Origin of the sequence: Rhodococcus sp. 1168 (assembly GCF_002091955.1) — a bacterium.
Classification (GTDB): Bacteria; Actinomycetota; Actinomycetes; order Mycobacteriales; family Mycobacteriaceae; genus Rhodococcoides.
The window spans coordinates 14,257-35,292 of record NZ_MKKY01000036.1 but is presented as its reverse complement, the minus strand read 5'-3'; the positions used below and the strand labels follow the sequence as shown (position 1 = coordinate 35,292).

Below are 21,036 nucleotides of genomic sequence, written 5' to 3'. Positions count from 1 at the left end.
TCTGCCACCTCGCGGCGCGTGGACACGGCTGCCTCTGTCTTCGGTTGGTCCGAACTCTGCGCCAGCCCACTCCTGCCACCTGACCAACTCGACGTTCCACCTCGGGCCAGGCTCGACGCGGCAAGCTGTCGAAGCTGATGACCAGGAAGGGCTCGCCCGCCGACTGGTAGCCCCCTGCCGCTGCCAAGCCGTTCGCGCATTTAACAAGCAAGCGTGCTTGCTTTTTTATCGATCAGATGTGAAACTTCCTCCATGGCCGACCTCGACTCGATCGTCGATGACCTCCGCGCCGAGGGCGATGCGCTCGACGCTCTCGTAGCTGGACTGACCGAAGACCAGTGGGCGACGCCCACACCAGCACCGGGATGGACCGTCGCGCATCAGATCGCGCATCTGTCCTGGACCGACAATGTTGCCGAACGGACCACCTCGGGGGCATCGGGGGATGCGACCGCTGCCGCAGAGTTCGACGGCGTGATGAAGGCTGCATGGTCCGATCCCGCTGGTTTCGTCGACTCGGCCGCAGCGGAGGAGGCCAGAAATTCTGATCTCCTCGCGCTCTGGCGTACCCGCAGGCATGCCATGGCCGACGCACTGAAACGTGTCCCGTCCGGTGTGAAGATTCCGTGGTTCGGACCGCCCATGAGCGCTGCTTCGATGGCAACGGCTCGCCTCATGGAGACCTGGGCCCACGGCCAGGATGTCGCCGACGCACTCGGTATCACCCGCGAGCCGACCGAGCGCATCGAAGCTGTCGCGCATATCGGCGTCCGTACCCGTGATTTTGCCTATGTGATCAACCAACAGACTCCGCCGTCCGAGCCGTTCCGAGTCGAGCTGACCTCCCCCTTGGGTGAGCTTTGGACCTGGGGCCCCGGTGACGCTGCTCAACGCGTCACCGGCTCGGCGGTGGATTTTTGTCTGCTGGTGACTCAGCGGGCGCACCCGGAAAATCTCGACATCGAGGCCGTCGGACCGGACGCTCAGCACTGGCTTACCATCGCTCAAGCCTTCGCAGGCCCTCCAGGACCAGGACGACCCAAAAGATGACAGTCAGAATCGGTAACTGTTCCGGCTTCTACGGCGACCGCCTCTCGGCGATGCGCGAGATGCTCGAGGGCGGCGAACTCGACTATCTCACCGGCGATTACCTCGCGGAGCTGACGATGCTCATCCTGGGCCGTGACCGGGCGAAGGATCGGTCTCTAGGCTACGCAAAGACTTTTCTCCGCCAGGCCGAGGACTGCCTGGGGCTTGCGCTCGACAAGGGCGTCAAAATCGTCTCGAATGCTGGTGGCCTCAACCCGAGCGGCCTGGTCGAGGCACTCGACAAGCTCGGCACCGGCGCCGAAATCGCCTATGTACACGGCGACGATTTGCTGCCGCGAGCCCAAGAACTCGGCCTCGGTAGTCCGCTCACCGCCAACGCGTACCTCGGGGCCTGGGGCATCGTCGAGGCCCTGAACGCAGGCGCCGACGTCGTCGTCACCGGGCGCGTCACCGACGCTTCCGTTATCGTCGGACCAGCAGCCGCCCATTTCGGTTGGAGCAGAACCGATTACGACGCTCTTGCCGGGGCTGTGGTTGCCGGGCACATCATCGAATGTGGTACGCAGGCCACCGGTGGCAACTATTCGTTCTTCACCGAGATCGCCGATATGTCGCGGCCAGGATTCCCGATTGCCGAGATCGAGGCGGACGGATCGTCCGTCATCACCAAACACGAAGGCACCTCGGGTGCGGTGAGCGTCGGTACCGTCACAGCTCAACTGCTGTACGAGATCACCGGTGGTCGCTACGCGAACCCTGATGTCACCGCTCGAATCGACACCGCGTCGGTGTCACAGGCGGGAGCGGACCGCGTGCTGGTCAGCGGCGTGAAGGGTGAAGCGCCCCCGCCCACTGCCAAGGTTTCTCTCAACGCACTCGGCGGATTCCGCAACGAGTTCACCCTGATCCTGACCGGCCTCGACATCGAGGCCAAAGCCGCACTGGCGCAGCAGCAGTTCGAGTCGTGGCTTCCGTCGCGGCCGACCGAACTCGACTGGACGCTCGTGCGCACCGACAAGCCCGACGCCGAGACCGAGGAGACCGCGAGTGCCTTGCTCCGGTGCGTCGTTCGCGACAGCGATCCGAATGTTGTCGGGCGGCAATTCTCCTCGGTGGCGGTCGAGCTGGCACTGGCCAGCTATCCGGGGCTTTCGGTGACAGCGCCTCCCGGGAACGGAGCGCCGTACGGGGTGTTCACCGCCGGCTATGTGCCGATCGGCGAAGTGCCACACGTGGTCGTACTGCCGGACGGGACGCAACGGGAGATCGAACCCGCGACCGAGACGCTCGAACTCGAACCGCTGACCGAACCGGAACTACCACCGGCGCGAGAGACGGAACCGACCATTCGCGTTCCGCTCGGCACCATCGCCGCCGCACGCAGCGGGGACAAGGGTGGGAATGCGAACGTCGGCGTCTGGGTTCGCACGGACGACGAATTCGCTTGGCTGGCACACGCTCTGACGGTCGAACAGGTCGCGCTCATGCTGCCGGAGACCGCGGATCTCGTCGTCACCAGACACGTTCTCCCGAAACTACGGGCCGTCAACTTCGTCATCGAAGGAATCCTCGGAGAAGGCGTCGCGTCGCAGGCTCGTTTCGATCCACAGGCCAAGGGGCTCGGTGAATGGCTGCGTTCGCGCCACATCGACATTCCCGAAACTCTCGTCTTCACAGGGACACTCTCATGACGATATGGAACACTCCCGAGCGCGAGCAACTCCGAAAGACCGTGCGTAGCTTCGTCGAACACGACATTGCGCCGCACATGAACGATTGGGAGGCCGCGGGGGAGCTACCCCGAGAGCTCCATCGGAAGGCTGCTGCGCTCGGTTTGCTCGGTGCCGCTTTCCCGGAGAGCGTCGGTGGTGAGGGCGGGGATTTCGCCGACGCCGTCGTCATCTGCGAGGAAATCCACCAGGCCGGTGCCTCGGGTGGGTTGTTCGCGTCGTTGTTCACCGGTGGAATCGCGCTGCCGCATCTGGTGGCCGCAGGCGACACCGAGCAGATCGACAAGTGGGTTCGACCGACTCTCGCCGGCGAGAAGATCGGTTCGCTGGCCATCACCGAACCCGGCGGCGGCTCCGACGTCGGGCATCTGCGGACCAAAGCAGTGAAAGACGGTGACCACTATGTCGTGAACGGCGCGAAAACGTACATCACCTCGGGCTGCCGCGCGGACTTCGTCGTCACGGCGGTACGTACCGGTGGCGACGGGGCAGCGGGGGTGTCGCTGCTCGTGATCGAGAAGGACACACCAGGTTTCGAGGTGACAGGCAAACTCGAGAAGATGGGCTGGCGTGCCTCCGATACCGCGGAGCTGTCCTTCACCGACGCCCGAGTCCCGGTAGGCAATCTCGTCGGGGCCGAGAACTCCGGTTTTGCGCAGATTGCGCAGGCCTTCCTCACCGAACGCATCGCTCTCGCCGCGCAGGCGTACTCCAGTGCCCAACGCTGCTTGGATCTGACTCTGCAGTGGGTCCGCGATCGTGAAACTTTCGGGAAGCCGCTCATCGCGAGGCAGTCCGTGCAGAACACGGTCACCGAGATGGCTCGCAAGATCGACGTTGCCCGGGTGTACACCCACTATCTAGTGGAGCAGTCGCTCGAATCGAACAACGACTTCATCGCCGAGGTGTGTTTCGCGAAGAACACTGCCGTCGAGGCCGGTGAATGGGTGGCCAATCAGGCAGTTCAGCTCTTCGGCGGCCTGGGTTACATGTGCGAAAGCGAAGTCGAGCGGCAATACCGCGACATGCGCATCCTCGGCATCGGCGGCGGCACGACCGAAATTCTGACCGGACTTGCAGCAAAACGATTGGGGTATCAGGCATGAGCGTGCTGAAGTCCACTCTCGACACTGCCTCCGCGCAGTATGTCGAGGCAACCGAGGCGATGAACACCAAACTCGCCGAGATCGATGTCGAGCACAACAAGGCACTGCTCGGCGGAGGCGAGAAGTACATCGAGCGTCATCGGGGGCGCGGTAAACTCCTCGCCCGCGAACGCATCGAGTTGCTCGTCGACGAGGATTCGGCTTTCCTCGAACTGTGCCCACTTGCTGCCTGGGGCAGCGACTTTCCGGTCGGTGCCAGCACAGTGGTGGGGATCGGCGTCGTCTGCGGCGTCGAATGCCTGATCGTGGCCAACGATCCGACGGTCCGCGGCGGCGCCAGCAACCCGTGGACGTTGAAGAAGGGATTTCGCGCCAACGACATCGCGATGCAGAACCGTTTGCCGGTCATCTCGCTCGTCGAGTCCGGTGGCGCCGATCTGCCGACGCAGAAGGAAGTCTTCATTCCCGGCGGCCGCATGTTCCGTGACCTCACGCAACTGTCCGCTGCGGGCATCCCCACCATCGCCCTCGTCTTCGGTAACTCCACCGCCGGTGGGGCGTACATTCCCGGTCTCTCGGACCATGTCGTCATGATCAAGGAACAATCCAAGGTCTTCCTGGCCGGACCACCGCTGGTCAAGATGGCCACCGGTGAGGACTCCGACGACGAGTCACTCGGAGGTGCCGAGATGCATGCCCGAAAGTCCGGTCTCGCAGACTACTTTGCCGTCGATGAGCAGGACGCCATTCGCATCGGTCGCAGTATCGTCGAACGTTTGAACTGGAAGAAACAGGGCCCGGAGCCGCGCGCCGACGTCATCGAGCCCCTGGTGGATCCCGAAGAACTCCTCGGCATAGTTCCTACCGACCTGAAGATTCCGTTCGACCCGCGCGAGGTCATCGCCCGCATCGTCGACGGCTCCGACTTCGACGAGTTCAAGCCGATGTACGGATCTTCGCTCGTCACCGGTTGGGCCGAACTACACGGCTATCCGATCGGTATTCTTGCCAACGCACGAGGCGTCCTGTTCAGCGAGGAATCACAGAAGGCGACGCAGTTCATCCAGCTTGCGAACCGCTCGAACACGCCACTTCTCTTCCTGCACAACACCACCGGCTATATGGTCGGCAAGGAGTACGAGGAAGGCGGCATGATCAAGCACGGTTCGATGATGATCAACGCCGTCTCCAACTCCACCGTCCCGCACATCTCCATCCTGCTGGGCGCGTCGTACGGCGCGGGCCACTACGGCATGTGTGGGCGAGCCTTCGACCCACGCTTTCTGTTCGCCTGGCCGTCGAGCAAGTCCGCGGTGATGGGTGGTGCCCAACTCGCGGGGGTCATCTCCATCGTCGGACGTGCTGCTGCGGAAGGGCGCGGGCAGGTGTTCGACGAGGCAGCAGACGCGGGCATGCGCGCGATGATCGAGAAGCAGATCGACGCGGAGTCGCTGCCGCTGTTCCTCTCCGGACGCCTGTACGACGACGGAGTGATCGACCCCCGTGACACTCGTACGGTAGTGGGAATGTGCCTCTCGGCCATTGCCTCTGCCCCGATCGAAGGCACCGCGAACTTCGGTGTCTTCCGGATGTGACGCACATGACTGTCAACTCGATACTGGTCGCCAACCGCGGCGAAATCGCCCGAAGAGTTTTTGCCACCTGCCGTCGCGAGGGCATCGACACGGTCGCCGTCTTCTCCGACGCCGATGCCGATTCTCCGCACGTGCGGGAAGCCGACGCCGCGGTTCGTCTGCCGGGAAATTCCTCGGCCGAGACGTACCTGCGCGGCGAACTCGTCATCGCAGCAGCACTTCGGGCCGGCGCCGACGCTATCCACCCCGGTTACGGATTCCTTTCCGAAAACGCAGAATTCGCGCAGCAGGTGCAGGGCGCGGGTTTGATCTGGATAGGACCGCCGGCCGAGGCCATCGAACTCATGGGCAGCAAGGTCGAGTCCAAGAAGATGATGGCCGACGCCGGGGTACCGGTCTTGACGCAGCTCGATCCGGCGGCGATCGGCGAGGACGAGCTCCCGGTTCTCGTCAAGGCATCTGCCGGTGGTGGCGGGCGAGGCATGCGGATCGTGCGTGATCTCGCCGCGCTGCATTCGGAAATCGAAGCGGCACAGCGGGAAGCACTGTCGGCATTCGGTGACTCGACGGTGTTCTGCGAGCGCTACATCGAAACCGGCCGCCATATCGAGGTGCAGGTCATGGCCGACCGGCAGGGCAACGTGTGGACGGTCGGCGAACGTGAGTGCTCGCTGCAGCGTCGGCACCAGAAGGTCGTAGAGGAGGCGCCGTCGCCACTCGTCGAGCGGGTTCCGGGTATGCGCGAGCGGCTTTTCGACGCGGCCCGGTTGGCCACCGAGGCAATCCGGTACGAGGGAGCCGGAACCGTCGAATTCCTGGCGGACGAAAGTGGGAACTTCTTCTTCCTCGAGATGAACACCCGCCTCCAGGTGGAGCATCCCGTCACCGAATGTACGACGGGATTGGATCTGGTTGCGTTGCAGATCCATGTTGCGGGAGGCGGTTCGTTGCCGGTAGACCAGCCTGTTGCTGCAGGCCATTCGATCGAAGTTCGGCTCTATGCGGAGGACCCGTCGCAGGATTGGCAACCACAGAGTGGCCCGGTTCATCGTTTCGACATTCCGGGAGTACATTTCGCGGTCCTCGAGAAGGCAGGTATCAGGGTCGATTCGGGCATCGAGAGTGGCAATATCGTCGGCGTTCATTACGATCCGATGCTGGCCAAGGTCATCTCCTATGCACCAACCCGTGAGCAGGCTTCGAAGCTGCTGGCGAAAGCGTTGCAGAATGCGCAGATTCATGGTCTGAAGACCAACCGTGACCTTCTGGTCAATGTCCTACGCCATCCGGCTTTCGTGGCAGGGGACACCGACACGGCGTTCTTCGACACTCATGGGCTCGATGCTCTCTCTCGTCCGGTAGGAGGCACCCACGCAGCGCAGCTGTCGGCGCTCGCTGCTGCGCTTGCCGATGCCGCCGTCAATCGCAGTACGGCACGGGTGGACAAGGGGCTGCCGAGCGGGTGGCGCAACCTGCCATCGCAGCCGCAGCGTAAGTCGTATCGAACCGACGCGTCGTTGCGTGAGGTCGAGTACGGCGACATCACCGTCGAATACACGCTCGGTCGGTACGGGCTCGAGACAAGTCTGGACGGCGTCGCGTTGGTGTCTAGTTCACCTACGCGAGTAGTGCTCGACGAGAACGGTATTTGTCGCTTCTTCGAGGTCGCGCAATACGGCGAGGATATCTTCGTCGACTCCTCTCTCGGACCGGTGCGGTTGGTCAGGACACCTCGCTTCACCGACCCGAGCGAGGAGGTGGCGGCGGGATCACTGCTTGCTCCTATGCCGGGCAACGTCGTTCGCGTCGGCGCGGCAGCAGGTGACACGGTCACGGCTGGTCAGCCGATTCTGTGGCTCGAAGCGATGAAGATGGAACACACGGTCACCGCTCCAGCGGCGGGCGTTCTCACCGAGCTGAATGTAGTAGTGGGACAGCAGGTAGAAGTCGGCACCTTACTCGCCGTGGTAACCGAAGCAGCAGTCACCGAAGAGGAGAACACATGAGCTTCACCGAAACCGAGGAGCAGAAGGCGCTGCGTACGGCGGTCTCTTCTCTCGGCAAGCGCTTCAACTACATCGATTACGTGCTTCCCAAAGCGCGGCGTGGTGAACCACTGACCGAATTATGGAACGAAGCCGGCAAGCTCGGATTCCTGGGGGTCAATCTTCCCGAGGAGTATGGCGGCGGTGGAGCAGGCATCTACGAGCTCGCGCTCGTGCAGGAGGAGCTCTCTGCCCATGGCGCAGGTCTACTCCTGGTGGTGGTGAGCCCTGCGATTTGCGGCACCATCATCGGTAAGTACGGCACCGAGGACCAGAAGCAGACGTGGTTGACCGCGCTTGCCGACGGGTCGAAGATCATGGCCTTCGGGATCACCGAGCCCGACGCCGGTTCGAACTCGCATCAGATCACGACTACAGCCAGAAGAGATGGCGAAGACTGGATCGTCAACGGCAGCAAGATCTACATCTCCGGGGTCGATCAGGCCGATGCCGTACTCATCGTCGCGAGGACGGAAGACAGCAAGAGCGGGAAGCTGAAGCCGGCGCTGTTCGTCGTGCCGACGGACGCCGAGGGATTCCAGAAGACTCGGATGCAGATGGACATCATCGAACCGGATCATCAGTTCACATTGTTCCTCGACGACGTTCGGTTGCCGGCCGATGCCCTCGTCGGTGAAGCCGATGCCGCGCTCATGCAATTGTTCGCCGGGCTCAATCCCGAACGCATCCTCGGTGCCGCGATGGCGGTCGGCATGGGCCGCTACGCGATCGACAAAGCGGTCAAATATGCAAACGAACGCACCGTATGGAAGACGCCGATCGGAGCACACCAGGGCATTGCGCATCCTCTCGCTCAGGTCAAGATAGAGCTCGAACTGGCCAAGCTGATGATGCAGAAGGCCGCAGTTCTGTATGACAGTGGCGATGACTTCGGCGCTGCGGAGGCCGCGAACATGGCCAAATACGCTGCCGCAGAGGCGAGCATCAAAGCGCTCGATCAGGCCATTCAGACCCATGGCGGCGCAGGCCTGACCGAGGAATACGGACTGGCGGCAATGCTCGGTCAGGCACGTATCGGTCGCGTTGCGCCGGTCAGCCGGGAGATGATCTTGAACTTCGTGTCGCAGCATTCGCTGGGCCTGCCGAGGTCGTACTGATGGCAGTGCAGGTTCATACCGCGGATGCAGTTACCACCCTGACGCTGGACACGCCGCACAATCGAAACGCGTTGTCCACCATCCTGGTCGACGAGCTCACCGCCGGACTGGTCGATGCAGGCAAGGACCCCGGTATTCGTGCGGTAGTACTCGCGCACACGGGCAACACCTTCTGCGCCGGAGCCGACATGTCCGAGGCGGGCGGTTCGGTAGAGGGCAGAACCGCCCAGATGCTCGGCTTACTACGTCTGATCCTCGAGACACCCAAGCCGGTCATCGGGAAGATCGACGGCCATGTGCGCGCAGGAGGGATGGGACTCGTCGGTGCCTGCGACATCGTCGTGGCCGGGCCCGGCAGTACGTTCGCGCTGACCGAGGCGCGGCTCGGGCTCGCGCCGTCCGTCATCTCGCTCACTGTCCTTCCTCGGCTCGGTTCGCGGGCGGCGAGCCGATACTTTCTGACCGGTGAGAAGTTCGGTGCCCACGAAGCCGAGGCCATCGGGTTGGTCAGTGCAGCCGCCTCGGATCCGAAGTCGATGATCGATGAACTGGTCGCATCGATTTCTCAGGCTTCACCGCAAGGGCTGGCGGAGTCGAAGTGGTTGACCGCCGCCTCGATTCTTGCCGAATTCGATCGTCATGGGGAGGATCTCGCCGCGCACTCGGCGAGACTGTTCGCATCGGAGGAGGCGCGAGAAGGGATGATGGCCTTTCTGCAGAAACGTCCACCGAGTTGGGCGATACCGAACACCGAGAAGAAGTAGGGAAGATGGCGTCGCCGCGTGAACCCAAGCAGGACCGAAGCAGGGCCACGCGGCTGCGGCTGCTCGAAGCAACGATCGACTCTCTTGCCGAGCAGGGCTGGGGCACCACCACGGTGGCTGTCGTGGCAGAACGAGCAGGGGTGTCCCGCGGGGCCACCCAACACCACTTTCCGACGCGCGAGGACCTGATCACCGCTGCCCTCGAGTACATGTTCGATACCCGAATGGAGCACGCCGGACGCGAATCGGTTGCCCTGCCCGTCGGGCCGGCCAGGACCGAAGCCGTGGTGGATCGGCTCGTGAACTACTACACCGGCCCACTGTTCAAGGCAGCCCTGCAGGTGTGGACTGCGGCCGCGGCGGATCCAGAGATGCGCGCAAGGGTCTTGCCACTCGAGGAGAAGTTCGGACGCGTCGCACATCGCACTGCCGTCGCACATCTCGGTGCCGATGATAGCGATCCGCAGACTCATCGGCTGGTACAGGCAACGCTCGACTTGGCCCGCGGCTTGGGGTTGGCCGATGTACTCAGCGACGACTCGCGACGCCGCGCCGAGATCGTTCGGGCCTGGTCTGGCGTGCTCGACGCGTCCCTTCGGATTCGCAAGGACGACACAGTGACCGCCCCTACATAGGGGCGGCTCTTCTCATGGACGTTCAGTAGAGTCCTGGGCATGCGGGGGAGAGTGGCCATCGGCCTGGCGGTGTGCGGCATGCTGCTGGCCGGCTGCGGAACCGGCGACGACGCGGCGCCGTCGAGCCAGGATTCGGCCGAGGTCTCCGCAGGCGAGCCTGGACCGTTCTTCGGCCAGTGCGGTTCGGTCGCAGACGAGGAAGTGCGGGGAGCATTCGCGGTGACAGCGTTCACGATGATCACCCGCAACTCGGTGGGATGCGAATGGGAGGTCGCGGGTTTCTCCGGGCCGTCGGTCAGCTTTTCCTGGTATCGGGGCAGCCCCATCGACCGTGAGCGCTCCGGTTCGGAATTGATCGGCAGGCCGGCCGAGGACATCGAGATCGACGGGCATCCTGGATTCTCTGCGGCCACGGAGGGCTACCTGTGCGAAGTCGGCGTGCAATTCGGCAAGGACTTCATGCATTGGTCTGTCTCGTACGGGGACATGCGACCGTCGGCCGATCCGTGCGGTGTCGCCGAGCAACTCGCGTCACTGACGGTGGAGAGGGCCCAGTGAAGAGAGCGTCGATTCTGGCAGCAGCCCTACTTCTCGCCGGCTGCAGCACCACCGTGCAGGGAACTCCGCGGGCGGCAAGCTTCGACGGCTCGGGAGGTGGGGATCTGCCCAACCTGCTGACCGAATGCGATTGGGTGCTCGACGACCAGATCGCGGCAACTGTCGGCGGCGACGCCATCGCACGGGGATTCTTCGGGGCCATCTGCCGGTGGGATGTCAGTGGCCCCAACGGCATCGTGAAGGTGACGTCCAACTGGTTCGAGAACGGATCTTTGGCGACCGAACGTGAAACCAACGAGAAGATGATGTACAGCGTCACCGACATTTCGGTGAAGGGGCGCAACGCAATTCGCAGTCAGCCACCCAAAGATCCCGACTCGTGTGGTGTCACGGCAGGCGGGCCCGACGCAGGCATCGTGGGGTGGTGGGTTCAGTACCTACCGGGGTCGGGTCATCCGGACCCTTGTACGGCGGCGACCGAGTTGATGGAATTGACTCTCGACCTGAGTCAGTAGGTGTCCGGGCCCAGCCGGTAGCACAGCGGGGGTCGTTTTGACCCGAGGCAACGCCGCCGGGTATCGTAATGCGTCGTGTCCGGCATGCCCGGGCCGTCTGTGTGCCTATGCGAGGTACAGCCGTGCTCATGTTCGGATTCGAGCAAGCGATACGGCTGCCGTGTGGGGGTATGCGACACACCCGACCGCGGGGTGCAAGAGACCCGCGGAGGTAGTAAGGGTGAGGAGCAGTGTTCTCTTGCTCCAACTGCTAGATCCCTGAGTCTCGTTCAAGATGAGACTCGTAACACGAAGAAAGCCGGTTCATGCCAACTATCAACCAGCTGGTCCGCAAGGGTCGCACCGATAAGGTGCGGAAGCTCAAGACCGCTGCCCTCAAGGGAAGCCCACAGCGTCGTGGCGTGTGCACTCGCGTGTACACAACCACACCGAAGAAGCCGAACTCCGCTCTCCGTAAGGTCGCGCGCGTGCGCTTGACCACCGCGGTGGAGGTCACTGCCTACATCCCCGGTGAAGGCCACAACCTGCAGGAGCACTCCATGGTGCTCGTTCGCGGTGGTCGTGTGAAGGACCTCCCGGGTGTGCGCTACAAGATCATCCGCGGCTCGCTCGATACCCAGGGCGTCAAGAACCGCAAGCAGGCTCGCAGCCGCTACGGCGCCAAGAAGGAGAAGAGCTAATGCCACGCAAGGGCCCAGCACCCAAGCGGCCGCTGATCAACGACCCGGTTTACGGTTCCCCGTTGGTCACGCAGCTCGTCAACAAGATCCTCATCGACGGCAAGAAGTCGACCGCTGAGCGTATCGTCTACCAGGCACTCGAGCAGGCACGCGAGAAGACCGGCACCGACCCCGTCGTCACGCTCAAGCGTGCACTCGACAACGTCAAGCCGGCCCTCGAGGTTCGCAGCCGTCGTGTCGGTGGCGCCACCTACCAGGTACCCGTCGAGGTTCGCCCCGGCCGTTCCACCACGTTGGCATTGCGCTGGCTGGTCACCTTCTCGCGTGCTCGTCGTGAGAAGACGATGGTCGAGCGTCTCGCCAACGAGTTGCTCGACGCCAGCAACGGCCTCGGTGCCGCTGTGAAGCGTCGCGAGGACACGCACAAGATGGCAGAAGCCAACAAGGCGTTCGCGCATTACCGCTGGTGATGCTTGTCGGGAAGGCGCGGAGCTTCGTAGTCCGCGCACTTCACCGGCGCTTTACCTAGTACCTGGCCCCGTGCGAGAAATGCAGCGCTGGACCAGCCCCACCTCTTCGACTTATAAGACGGGATGAATTCCGTGGCACAGGAAGTGCTGACCGACCTTAACAAGGTCCGCAACATCGGCATCATGGCCCACATCGATGCCGGTAAAACCACAACCACCGAGCGCATCCTGTTCTACACCGGGGTGAACTACAAGATCGGTGAGACGCACGACGGTGCGTCGACGACAGACTGGATGGAGCAGGAGCAGGAGCGTGGCATCACGATCACGTCCGCTGCTGTCACGTGCTTCTGGAACAAGAACCAGATCAACATCATCGATACGCCCGGCCACGTCGACTTCACGGTCGAGGTCGAGCGTTCACTCCGTGTGTTGGATGGCGCCGTAGCCGTTTTCGACGGCAAAGAGGGCGTCGAGCCTCAGTCGGAGCAGGTGTGGCGTCAGGCAGACAAGTACGACGTTCCGCGTATCTGCTTCGTCAACAAGATGGACAAGCTGGGCGCTGACTTCTACTACACGGTCAAAACCATCGTCGAGCGCCTCGGCGCCAAGCCGCTGGTCATCCAGCTGCCGATCGGTTCCGAGAGTGAATTCGAAGGCATCGTCGACCTCGTCGAGATGACTGCGAAGATCTGGCGCGGCGAAACCAAGCTGGGCGAGACCTACGAGACCATCGAGATCCCCGAGGACCTCAAAGAGCGTGCAGACGAGTACCGCACGCTGCTGCTCGAGACCGTGGCCGAGTCCGACGAGGCGCTTCTGGAGAAGCACTTCGGCGGCGAAGAGCTCACGGTCGCCGAGATCAAGGGCGCCATCCGCAAGATGACGGTCAACAGCGAGCTGTACCCGATCCTGTGTGGATCCGCGTTCAAGAACAAGGGCGTTCAGCCCATGCTCGACGCCGTCATCGATTACCTCCCTTCACCGCTGGACGTCGAGTCGGTCACCGGCCACGCCGTCGGCGACGAAGAGAAGCTGATCACGCGCAAGCCTTCGATCGAAGAGCCGTTCGCGGCTCTCGCATTCAAGATTGCGACGCACCCCTTCTTCGGCAAGCTGACCTACATCCGCGTGTACTCGGGTGGCGTCGACGCCGGTGCTCAGGTCGTCAACTCGACCAAGGGCAAGAAGGAGCGTCTGGGCAAGATTTTCCAGATGCACTCCAACAAGGAAAACCCGGTGCCTTCTGCCACCGTCGGTCACATCTACGCTGTGATCGGTCTGAAGGACACGACTACGGGAGACACCCTCTGCGATCCGCAGAACCAGGTGATCCTCGAGTCGATGAGCTTCCCTGACCCGGTCATCCAGGTCTCGATCGAGCCCAAGACCAAGTCCGACCAGGAGAAGCTGGGAACAGCTATTCAGAAGCTCGCCGAAGAGGATCCAACCTTCTCGGTGAAGCTGGACGAAGACACCGGCCAGACCGTCATCGGCGGTATGGGCGAGCTCCACCTCGACATCCTCGTCGACCGTATGCGTCGCGAGTTCAAGGTCGAGGCAAACGTCGGCAAGCCCCAGGTGGCTTACCGCGAGACCATCCGCAAGACGGTCGAAAAGCACGACTTCACCCACAAGAAGCAGACCGGTGGCTCCGGCCAGTTCGCGAAGGTCGTCATCAAGCTCGAGCCTTTCGAAGGCGAAGACGGCGCGACGTACGAATTCGAGAACAAGGTCAGTGGTGGTCGTGTGCCAAGGGAGTACATCCCTTCGGTCGACGCTGGAGCACAGGACGCAATGCAGTACGGCGTCCTCGCCGGATACCCTCTGGTCAACGTCAAGCTCACGCTCCTCGACGGTGCGTACCACGACGTCGACTCGTCGGAAATGGCCTTCAAGGTCGCCGGCTCACAAGCGTTCAAGGAAGCCGCTCGTAAGGCCGGCCCCGTCATTCTCGAACCCGTCATGGCCGTCGAGGTCATCACGCCCGAGGATTACATGGGTGAGGTCATCGGCGACTTGAACTCCCGCCGTGGTCAGATTCAGGCCATGGAGGAACGCAGCGGTGCCCGTATCGTCAAGGCACTGGTTCCGCTGTCGGAGATGTTCGGCTACATCGGAGACCTTCGGTCGAAGACTCAGGGCCGCGCTAACTACTCCATGGTGTTCGATTCCTACGCAGAGGTTCCCGCGAACGTCGCCAAGGAAATCATCGCGAAGGCGACCGGAGAATAATTTCTCTCTAGCTGGGCACGCTGTATCTGTTACACCGCACGACCCCTGCAGCTCACAAGAGCTGTACGAGACAACCGCACTGCTGCATAACCGCAAGCACCAATCAGTCCAGGAGGACATAGTGGCGAAGGCGAAGTTCGAGCGGACGAAGCCGCACGTCAACATCGGAACCATCGGTCACGTTGACCACGGCAAAACGACGCTGACGGCAGCAATCACCAAGGTTCTGCACGACAAGTACCCGGACCTCAACGAGGCCTCGGCCTTCGATGAGATCGACAAGGCTCCGGAGGAGAAGGCTCGTGGTATCACGATCAACATCTCCCACGTCGAGTACCAGACCGAAAAGCGCCACTACGCACACGTAGATGCGCCCGGCCACGCCGACTACATCAAGAACATGATCACCGGTGCTGCGCAGATGGACGGCGCAATCCTGGTGGTAGCGGCTACCGACGGCCCGATGCCGCAGACGCGTGAGCATGTGCTTCTCGCCAAGCAGGTCGGCGTTCCGTACATCCTCGTCGCCCTGAACAAGGCCGACATGGTCGACGACGACGAGATCATCGAGCTCGTCGAGATGGAGGTGCGCGAGCTTCTCGCTGCGCAGGACTTCGACGAGGATGCACCTGTCATCAAGGTGTCCGCACTCAAGGCACTCGAGGGTGACCCCAAGTGGGCCGAGAGCGTTGCCGAGCTCATGCAGGCCGTCGACGATTCCATCCCGGACCCGGTCCGCGAGACGGAGAAGCCGTTCCTCATGCCAGTCGAGGACGTTTTCACCATCACCGGCCGTGGCACGGTTGTGACCGGACGTATCGAGCGCGGCTCGGTCAACGTCAACGAAGAGGTCGAGATCGTCGGCATCCGCCCCGGCTCGACCAAGACCACGGTCACCGGTATCGAGATGTTCCGTAAGCTGCTCGACTCGGGCCAGGCCGGCGACAACGTCGGACTGCTCGTTCGTGGCATCAAGCGTGAAGATGTCGAGCGTGGACAGGTTGTCATCAAGCCGGGCACCACGACTCCCCACACGGAGTTCGAGGGCAACGCTTACATCCTGTCCAAGGACGAGGGCGGCCGTCACACGCCGTTCTTCAACAACTACCGCCCGCAGTTCTACTTCCGTACCACGGACGTTACGGGCGTTGTGACCCTCCCCGAGGGCACCGAGATGGTCATGCCTGGTGACAACACCGAGATGACCGTCGTGCTGATCCAGCCGGTCGCCATGGACGAGGGCCTGCGTTTCGCTATCCGCGAGGGCGGTCGTACCGTCGGCGCCGGTCGCGTCACGAAGATCATCAAGTGATTTAGCTTCACTCGAAAAAGGCGCCCATCTCCGCAAGGAGGTGGGCGCCTTTTTGTGTATTCGTCCCCGTACCCGCTACACATCCCGCTTGAATGGTCCACTCATACGATCAGATAGCTACAAGGGATCACTCACGCACATCGAGCTACTTGGACGGCACCGCAGCGTTCAGATGCATCTGGATCCGAAGAGCGACTGCTCCGCCTTCGACGGATTCGGCAACGAACTCCGCCTTCTTTTCGACGGTCCTTGTGAAGGCGTCGATGTCGATGGCTGGGGATGCAGACACGGTGACCGCGAGCGTCGCGGTCCCTCGGTCGTCGATCGCTCGGCCTCTGGAGGATTCGACTTCGGGGAACGTCGACAGGTCAGCGGCGATCCCGCGTGCCAGTGCGCCGAGGTCGACTCGGACCGCGAGGGATTCCTCGGCGTGGATCTGCATAGTCCCGGTGCGCCGCGGCGACAGGTTACCGATAATCAGTGCAATCGCAGCGACGGCGCTGGCGATGGCAGTCCCAGCGAGTGCTGCCTCCCACCAATCGTGCGCAGGTAGTCCTGCGATCGTGTCGCGATCGAATCGAGACAGTGTGCGGACCGCAAGCGGCAGGTCGAAGTACCACGCGAGGGCGAATGCGCCGGCCCCGAGCAACGCGACGCCGAGTAGAACGACGAGCAGACGGTCCACGGCCCAAGTCGCGCGCTTCATCCGCGTGCCTGGTGGAGTCGGATTTGGGTTTCTCTGTTGTCGGCCAATACCGACAATGTCGGCGCTATTGCGTCACGGACAGCTTCGGTCAATGCTTCGTCCTCACCGGCTTCGGTTCGATGCACCTCGACGGTGATGCGCTTCTTCGTGACCGTCGTGCGAGCAGATTCGACGCCCGGCACCTCCCCGGCATGATCGCTGCACATGCGTGCGACGTCGGTTGGTCGCATCCATACCATCGGTGAGGACGATGTCGACGACGTGACCCCGGTGTGTGTCTGCGTGCGGGGCTTGACTCCGATGGCGAGAAGTATCAGTCCGGCAACCACCGCTGCTCCCGACGCGGTGATCATCCATGGCGCCCAATGCAACTCGGAAATCCAGTCGACGGTGTTACGAATCCAGGGTGCTCCGCCGATCGTGTCGTGCACGATCAAGAATTCTCGACCTGCGACGAAGGCCAGAGCCAGCAGGCCGAAGGCGAGCGCAACGGCGACGGGGAGTGCGGCCGGACTTGCCGTCGGTGGGCGCGGTCTCGACGCCGGAACAGCCGTGTCGTCCGAGACCTGTTGCTCCACAGATTCTCCGGCGGATGTCGCTGCGACCATGACGTTGAGCCGATACAAGGGCAGGCCCACGATGTTGTCGAGAGCACGGGCAACCTCGGTGTAGATGGCCTCGGAGACGTCGGCGATTCGGCACGGCCACGTAAGGCTGACGTACAGGTTGATCGAGACCGAGTACTCGCCGACCGATGCATCTGCACGCGGCAGGTCCCGGCCCGTCAAGCGTGATATTCCACCGACGCTACGGACGACGGCAGGCACTGTCAGGGCCGCTGCGACGGCTACGCGTTCGATGGCACGTTCCTTGATGACGAGGGTTCCTCGCCCGCCAGTGTCGGCCGTTGCGGTGCTGTCTGTATCAACCACGGCCGCGACCGCGGCCTCGCAGCAACGTAGTGAGGTCGAGTCGACCATCGAAGTGAGCACCGATCGCGAGCCCAACCGCCCCAAGGAACAGTGCGAGTACGAATCCGCTGAATCCACCGATGATTCCAGCAAGCGCCAACAGCAAGCCTGTGAGTAGTCCTGCGAGTGTGTATGTCATCGATGACTTCCTACCGGTTGTGTTGCGACATCTTCGACGATCGATTCTGTGGTGATGTCTTCGACGGTGACCACGATCGGTACCGACACGTGTGGCCCGACGGCATCGCGCACTCCGCGTGCGACCGCGCGTACGTCGCTGGGGTACTCGACGCTGATGTGGATCTCGCAGACCTCGGCGTCGATGCGGATTCCGACGACCCTGCGACCGGGGAGGTACGTCGCGATCTCACCGAACTCGCCCGGATGCAGTGCGCTGACACCCGCAATACTCAGCGTGATCGACGCGACCGTGTCAGCGAGTTCGATCTCGCGTGGAGCGCTCACTGCACACGCGGTCGGAGGTCCGGATCAGGTCCGGTCTCCGCGTCGTCGAAAAGCATGACGTCGTAGACGGTGACGTTGACCTCGGTGACTTCGAGGCCTGTCATCCTTTCGACGGCGGCAATGATGTTGCGGCGAATACCTGCGGCCAGTTCGTGCAGCGCAACTCCGTATTCGGCGACGATGCCGATATCGATTGCGGCCTGCTTCTCACCCACCTCGACGGCAACTCCCTGGCTGTGGTTGACCCGGGCACCCGGTATCCGATCGCGAAGGGCACCGACCGCTCTGGCAGTGCCGCCACCGACGTCGTAGACGCCGTCGATCTCGCGGGTGGCGATGCCGGCGATCTTTGCGACGACGGCATCGGCGATGATCGTTCGCCCCTGCGTGGTGGCCAGTGCTGCGGAGCCCGCTGCAGCGAACCTGGGGTCTGTGGTCATACCTCTGATGGTAGTGATGCTGCCCCGGCGCGGCTACACGAAGACCGCATGGCATCCGCGGGTTGTCTGCGAGCGCCGAAGCGGCCGGCCAGCTCCGAAACAGTCGCCGTCTGGTAAAGATCAGTCATGGCAATTGTGATCGTTGGAGCAGGGTTGGCAGGTCTGCGGACCGCCCAGGAACTACGCAAACTCGAGTACGGCGGCGAGATCGTGCTCGTCGGTGACGAGAACCATTTGCCGTACGACAGGCCTCCACTGTCGAAGGAGGTCATCCGTGGCGAACGTGAGGACACCACCTTCGAACCTGCCGAATACTTCCTCGAGCACAACATCGAACTGCGCCTGGGCTCGGCCGCAGTAGCTGTCGACACCGCGGCACAGACTCTGGAACTTGCCGACGGATCGAAGCTGTCCTACGACGAACTCGTGCTTGCGACTGGCTTGCACCCGCGACGGATTGCTTCGCTACCGGACCTTGCGGGTGTGCACGTGCTGCGTTCGCGAGACGACGCCGCGGCGCTACGCAAAGACGTCGAATCCAGCAGCCGTGCTCTTGTCGTCGGTGCAGGTTTCATCGGATGTGAACTCGCGGCAGGATTCCGGCATGCAGGTGCCGATGTCGTGATCGTCGAACCGCAGCAGACACCGCTCGGTTCGGTGCTCGGCGCCGAGGTGGGCGAGCTCGTCGCTCGATTGCACCGGGCGGAGGGCGTCGACCTCAGGACCGGCATCGGCATCGAGACCCTGCGCGGATCCGATCGAGTCACTCACGCCGTGCTCACCGATGACACCGAAATCGAGGTCGACACCGTAGTGATCGGTGTGGGATCGACACCCGTCACAGGCTTCCTTGCGAGCTCGGGCATCGAGATCGCCGACGGTGTCTCCGCGGACGCCGTCGGACGCACGAGCGATCCACATGTGTGGACTGTCGGCGATGTCGCTGCCTGGACCGTCGGTGACGCGAGGAAGCGGGTCGAGCATTGGAGCAACGTCGGCGATCAGGTACGGGTCATGGTGCCCGCGATCCTCGGCCACGATGCAGCACCGACGCGTCCACAGGTGCCGTACTTCTGGAGTGACCAATACGATCTGAAGATTCAAGCGCTCGGAACACCTTCTGCTGATGACTCTGTCAAGATCATCGATGATGACGGCAGAAAATTCTTGGCTTACTACTTCCGTGACGGAATTCTTACCGCTGTTGTCGGTGCCGGGAAAGCTGGGGGAGTGATGAAGATGCGTGCGAAGATCGGACAGCCTTTTGAGTGAACTTCTCACGGCCGGTGATATCGCCGACGCGGAGGACGTTCTCGAGCCTGTCGTGCGGAGGACGCCTGTCGTGGCGTCGCGGATACTCTCGGACCTGACCGGTCACGAGGTGCGTCTCAAGTGCGAGAACCTCCAGCGCACCGGCTCCTTCAAACCGCGCGGGGCGTACAACCGGATCTCCCGGCTCACCGCATCCGAGCGCGCCAACGGAGTCGTCGCTGCGAGTGCAGGCAATCATGCACAGGGAGTCGCTTGGGCTGCAACCGAATCGAACATCGCCTCGACGGTGTTCATGCCGACGGGTGCCTCCCTGCCGAAACTCGTCGCCACCAGGGCCTACGGTGCCACGGTGAACCTCGTCGGCGATACCGTAGACGAGGCGCTGATTCATGCTCGTGAGTTCGCGGAGCGGACCGGCGCCGTCCTGATACATCCGTTCGATCATGCCGACATCGTTGCCGGGCAGGCGACACTCGGAACCGAAGTGCTCGGGCAGATGCCCGAGGTCGGTACCGTCCTCGTTCCGACCGGGGGTGGCGGTCTGCTCGCCGGCGTCGCCGCTGCCTTTCATTTCCACAAGCCAGGTGTGCGGATCATCGGGGTGCAGGCCGAGGGTGCGGCTGCTTGGCCGGCTTCGCTCAGTGCGGGTCACCCGATCGCAGCGGCATCGATGTCCACGATGGCCGACGGCATAGCGGTGGGGTTACCGGGGGTAGTTCCGTTCGCCCACGTGACCGACTGGGTCGACGACGTCGTCACCGTCACTGAGGGCGCACTTTCGCGTGCCTTGCTGCTCTGCATCGAGCGCGCCAAACTCATCGTCGAGCCTGCCGGTGCGGCCGCGGTGGCGGCCCTGATGAGCCACGACGACCTCGAGCTCCGGGGGCCGGTCTGCGCGATCCTTTCCGGCGGCAACATCGATCCGCTGCTGCTGACTCATGTCATCACCCACGGGCTGCGCGCCGCAGGCCGATACTTGGCTGTCCGAGTGACGATTTCGGATCGACCGGGTGGGCTGTTGTCGCTGCTCGAGGTCGTCAAGAATCTTGGTGCGAGCGTCGTCGACGTCGTGCACTCGAGGACCGGTGGTCAGCTCGGCCTGGAGGAGGTCGAAGTCCTGCTCACCGTCGAAACCCGGGGCCCGATCCACCGTCAGGAGATTCTCGACGCACTCGACGCGTCAGCATTCGGGGTCGGAACGCTGTAGGACCGGCCTGCGCAAGAGTTCGCGGACAAATCTGCGGAGCGGAACCTGTTCCCCGGATACTTGTCGGTGACTGCCCGTACGATCCGAGCGTGCCCGCACCGGTGGTGTGAATGCGCCCGATGAGTTTTCGACGCGACAAGAGTCTGCAGTGTTCGAGACCTC

Annotated in this window: 21 protein-coding genes; 16 read left to right on the top strand and 5 right to left on the bottom strand. The window is 62.8% G+C overall.

What is annotated here, in order from left to right:
* The first annotated feature begins 252 nt into the window (after window positions 1–252).
* From BJI47_RS05200 to tuf, 14 genes are all read left to right on the top strand, one after another.
* Complete coding sequence (locus tag BJI47_RS05200; protein WP_088942739.1) at window positions 253–1,050, top strand: TIGR03084 family metal-binding protein; 798 nt, start codon at window positions 253–255, stop codon at window positions 1,048–1,050.
* Entirely contained in the window at window positions 1,047–2,741 is a 1,695-nt protein-coding gene (locus BJI47_RS05195; protein WP_088942738.1) for an acyclic terpene utilization AtuA family protein, read from the top strand. Before BJI47_RS05200 ends, BJI47_RS05195 begins: the two co-directional genes overlap by 4 nt.
* Window positions 2,738–3,886, top strand: a complete 1,149-nt coding sequence (locus BJI47_RS05190; RefSeq protein ID WP_088942737.1) for an acyl-CoA dehydrogenase family protein — start codon at window positions 2,738–2,740, stop codon at window positions 3,884–3,886. The genes BJI47_RS05195 and BJI47_RS05190 overlap by 4 nt, the downstream gene beginning before the upstream one ends.
* Complete coding sequence (locus tag BJI47_RS05185; RefSeq protein ID WP_088942736.1) at window positions 3,883–5,481, top strand: acyl-CoA carboxylase subunit beta; 1,599 nt, start codon at window positions 3,883–3,885, stop codon at window positions 5,479–5,481. Before BJI47_RS05190 ends, BJI47_RS05185 begins: the two co-directional genes overlap by 4 nt.
* A 5-nt stretch (window positions 5,482–5,486) precedes the next feature.
* Entirely contained in the window at window positions 5,487–7,487 is a 2,001-nt protein-coding gene (locus BJI47_RS05180; protein ID WP_088942904.1) for a biotin carboxylase N-terminal domain-containing protein, read from the top strand.
* The gene (locus BJI47_RS05175) at window positions 7,484–8,644 is read left to right on the top strand and encodes an acyl-CoA dehydrogenase family protein (RefSeq protein WP_088942735.1); all 1,161 of its coding nucleotides are present in this window, start codon (window positions 7,484–7,486) and stop codon (window positions 8,642–8,644) included. The genes BJI47_RS05180 and BJI47_RS05175 overlap by 4 nt, the downstream gene beginning before the upstream one ends.
* Window positions 8,644–9,408: an enoyl-CoA hydratase family protein gene (locus BJI47_RS05170; protein WP_088942734.1), complete on the top strand. Its 765-nt coding sequence runs from the start codon at window positions 8,644–8,646 to the stop codon at window positions 9,406–9,408. The genes BJI47_RS05175 and BJI47_RS05170 overlap by 1 nt, the downstream gene beginning before the upstream one ends.
* Before the next feature lie 5 nt (window positions 9,409–9,413).
* Complete coding sequence (locus BJI47_RS05165; protein WP_088942733.1) at window positions 9,414–10,043, top strand: TetR/AcrR family transcriptional regulator; 630 nt, start codon at window positions 9,414–9,416, stop codon at window positions 10,041–10,043.
* A gap of 39 nt (window positions 10,044–10,082) precedes the next feature.
* Window positions 10,083–10,601, top strand: coding sequence for a DUF3558 domain-containing protein (locus tag BJI47_RS05160; RefSeq protein WP_088942732.1), 519 nt, complete (start codon window positions 10,083–10,085; stop codon window positions 10,599–10,601).
* Window positions 10,598–11,116, top strand: coding sequence for a DUF3558 domain-containing protein (locus BJI47_RS05155; protein WP_088942731.1), 519 nt, complete (start codon window positions 10,598–10,600; stop codon window positions 11,114–11,116). Before BJI47_RS05160 ends, BJI47_RS05155 begins: the two co-directional genes overlap by 4 nt.
* 305 nt (window positions 11,117–11,421) lie before the next feature.
* Window positions 11,422–11,796, top strand: a complete 375-nt coding sequence (gene rpsL / locus BJI47_RS05150; protein WP_088942730.1) for a 30S ribosomal protein S12 — start codon at window positions 11,422–11,424, stop codon at window positions 11,794–11,796.
* Window positions 11,796–12,266: a 30S ribosomal protein S7 gene (rpsG, locus tag BJI47_RS05145; protein WP_072805598.1), complete on the top strand. Its 471-nt coding sequence runs from the start codon at window positions 11,796–11,798 to the stop codon at window positions 12,264–12,266. The genes rpsL and rpsG overlap by 1 nt, the downstream gene beginning before the upstream one ends.
* Window positions 12,267–12,398: 132 nt before the next feature.
* Window positions 12,399–14,501, top strand: a complete 2,103-nt coding sequence (gene fusA, locus BJI47_RS05140) for an elongation factor G (protein ID WP_088942903.1) — start codon at window positions 12,399–12,401, stop codon at window positions 14,499–14,501.
* Window positions 14,502–14,622: 121 nt separating this feature from the next.
* Window positions 14,623–15,813, top strand: a complete 1,191-nt coding sequence (gene tuf, locus BJI47_RS05135) for an elongation factor Tu (protein WP_088942729.1) — start codon at window positions 14,623–14,625, stop codon at window positions 15,811–15,813.
* A 145-nt stretch (window positions 15,814–15,958) separates the two neighbouring features.
* Here tuf and BJI47_RS05130 read toward each other — a convergent pair whose 3' ends face one another.
* Genes BJI47_RS05130 through BJI47_RS05110 form a run of 5 tightly spaced genes read right to left on the bottom strand, consistent with a single transcriptional unit; the run spans window position 15,959 to window position 18,395 of the window.
* A complete protein-coding gene (locus tag BJI47_RS05130) occupies window positions 15,959–16,519 on the bottom strand; it encodes a hypothetical protein (protein ID WP_088942728.1) in 561 nt (186 codons plus the stop codon).
* Complete coding sequence (locus tag BJI47_RS05125; RefSeq protein ID WP_254900399.1) at window positions 16,516–17,451, bottom strand: DUF6286 domain-containing Asp23/Gls24 family envelope stress response protein; 936 nt, start codon at window positions 17,449–17,451, stop codon at window positions 16,516–16,518. Before BJI47_RS05125 ends, BJI47_RS05130 begins: the two co-directional genes overlap by 4 nt.
* On the bottom strand, window positions 17,444–17,629 hold the full coding sequence (locus BJI47_RS05120) for a DUF2273 domain-containing protein (protein ID WP_088942726.1): 186 nt from the start codon (window positions 17,627–17,629) through the stop codon (window positions 17,444–17,446). Before BJI47_RS05120 ends, BJI47_RS05125 begins: the two co-directional genes overlap by 8 nt.
* Window positions 17,626–17,955, bottom strand: a complete 330-nt coding sequence (locus tag BJI47_RS05115; protein WP_088942725.1) for a hypothetical protein — start codon at window positions 17,953–17,955, stop codon at window positions 17,626–17,628. The genes BJI47_RS05120 and BJI47_RS05115 overlap by 4 nt, the downstream gene beginning before the upstream one ends.
* Entirely contained in the window at window positions 17,952–18,395 is a 444-nt protein-coding gene (locus BJI47_RS05110) for an Asp23/Gls24 family envelope stress response protein (RefSeq protein ID WP_088942724.1), read from the bottom strand. Before BJI47_RS05110 ends, BJI47_RS05115 begins: the two co-directional genes overlap by 4 nt.
* Before the next feature lie 126 nt (window positions 18,396–18,521).
* Between BJI47_RS05110 and BJI47_RS05105 the strand changes: the two genes are divergently transcribed.
* Together BJI47_RS05105 and ilvA are read left to right on the top strand one after the other, a co-directional pair.
* A complete protein-coding gene (locus BJI47_RS05105) occupies window positions 18,522–19,667 on the top strand; it encodes an NAD(P)/FAD-dependent oxidoreductase (protein ID WP_088942723.1) in 1,146 nt (381 codons plus the stop codon).
* Window positions 19,660–20,874: a threonine ammonia-lyase gene (gene ilvA, locus BJI47_RS05100; protein ID WP_176224680.1), complete on the top strand. Its 1,215-nt coding sequence runs from the start codon at window positions 19,660–19,662 to the stop codon at window positions 20,872–20,874. The genes BJI47_RS05105 and ilvA overlap by 8 nt, the downstream gene beginning before the upstream one ends.
* The last annotated feature ends 162 nt before the right edge of the window (window positions 20,875–21,036 follow it).

Excerpts from the sequence above, each read along its gene's own strand:
- rpsG (WP_072805598.1), top strand. The coding sequence starts at position 11,796 with ATGCCACGCAAGGGCCCAGCACCCAAGCGGCCGCTGATCAACGACCCG.
- BJI47_RS05195 (WP_088942738.1), top strand. The coding sequence starts at position 1,047 with ATGACAGTCAGAATCGGTAACTGTTCCGGCTTCTACGGCGACCGCCTC.
- BJI47_RS05175 (WP_088942735.1), top strand. The coding sequence starts at position 7,484 with ATGAGCTTCACCGAAACCGAGGAGCAGAAGGCGCTGCGTACGGCGGTC.
- BJI47_RS05190 (WP_088942737.1), top strand. The coding sequence starts at position 2,738 with ATGACGATATGGAACACTCCCGAGCGCGAGCAACTCCGAAAGACCGTG.
- BJI47_RS05185 (WP_088942736.1), top strand. The coding sequence starts at position 3,883 with ATGAGCGTGCTGAAGTCCACTCTCGACACTGCCTCCGCGCAGTATGTC.
- BJI47_RS05105 (WP_088942723.1), top strand. The coding sequence starts at position 18,522 with ATGGCAATTGTGATCGTTGGAGCAGGGTTGGCAGGTCTGCGGACCGCC.
- rpsL (WP_088942730.1), top strand. The coding sequence starts at position 11,422 with ATGCCAACTATCAACCAGCTGGTCCGCAAGGGTCGCACCGATAAGGTG.
- BJI47_RS05130 (WP_088942728.1), bottom strand. The coding sequence starts at position 16,519 with ATGAAGCGCGCGACTTGGGCCGTGGACCGTCTGCTCGTCGTTCTACTC.
- BJI47_RS05180 (WP_088942904.1), top strand. The coding sequence starts at position 5,487 with ATGACTGTCAACTCGATACTGGTCGCCAACCGCGGCGAAATCGCCCGA.
- BJI47_RS05165 (WP_088942733.1), top strand. The coding sequence starts at position 9,414 with ATGGCGTCGCCGCGTGAACCCAAGCAGGACCGAAGCAGGGCCACGCGG.
- BJI47_RS05120 (WP_088942726.1), bottom strand. The coding sequence starts at position 17,629 with ATGACATACACACTCGCAGGACTACTCACAGGCTTGCTGTTGGCGCTT.
- BJI47_RS05110 (WP_088942724.1), bottom strand. The coding sequence starts at position 18,395 with ATGACCACAGACCCCAGGTTCGCTGCAGCGGGCTCCGCAGCACTGGCC.
- BJI47_RS05160 (WP_088942732.1), top strand. The coding sequence starts at position 10,083 with ATGCGGGGGAGAGTGGCCATCGGCCTGGCGGTGTGCGGCATGCTGCTG.
- BJI47_RS05200 (WP_088942739.1), top strand. The coding sequence starts at position 253 with ATGGCCGACCTCGACTCGATCGTCGATGACCTCCGCGCCGAGGGCGAT.
- BJI47_RS05170 (WP_088942734.1), top strand. The coding sequence starts at position 8,644 with ATGGCAGTGCAGGTTCATACCGCGGATGCAGTTACCACCCTGACGCTG.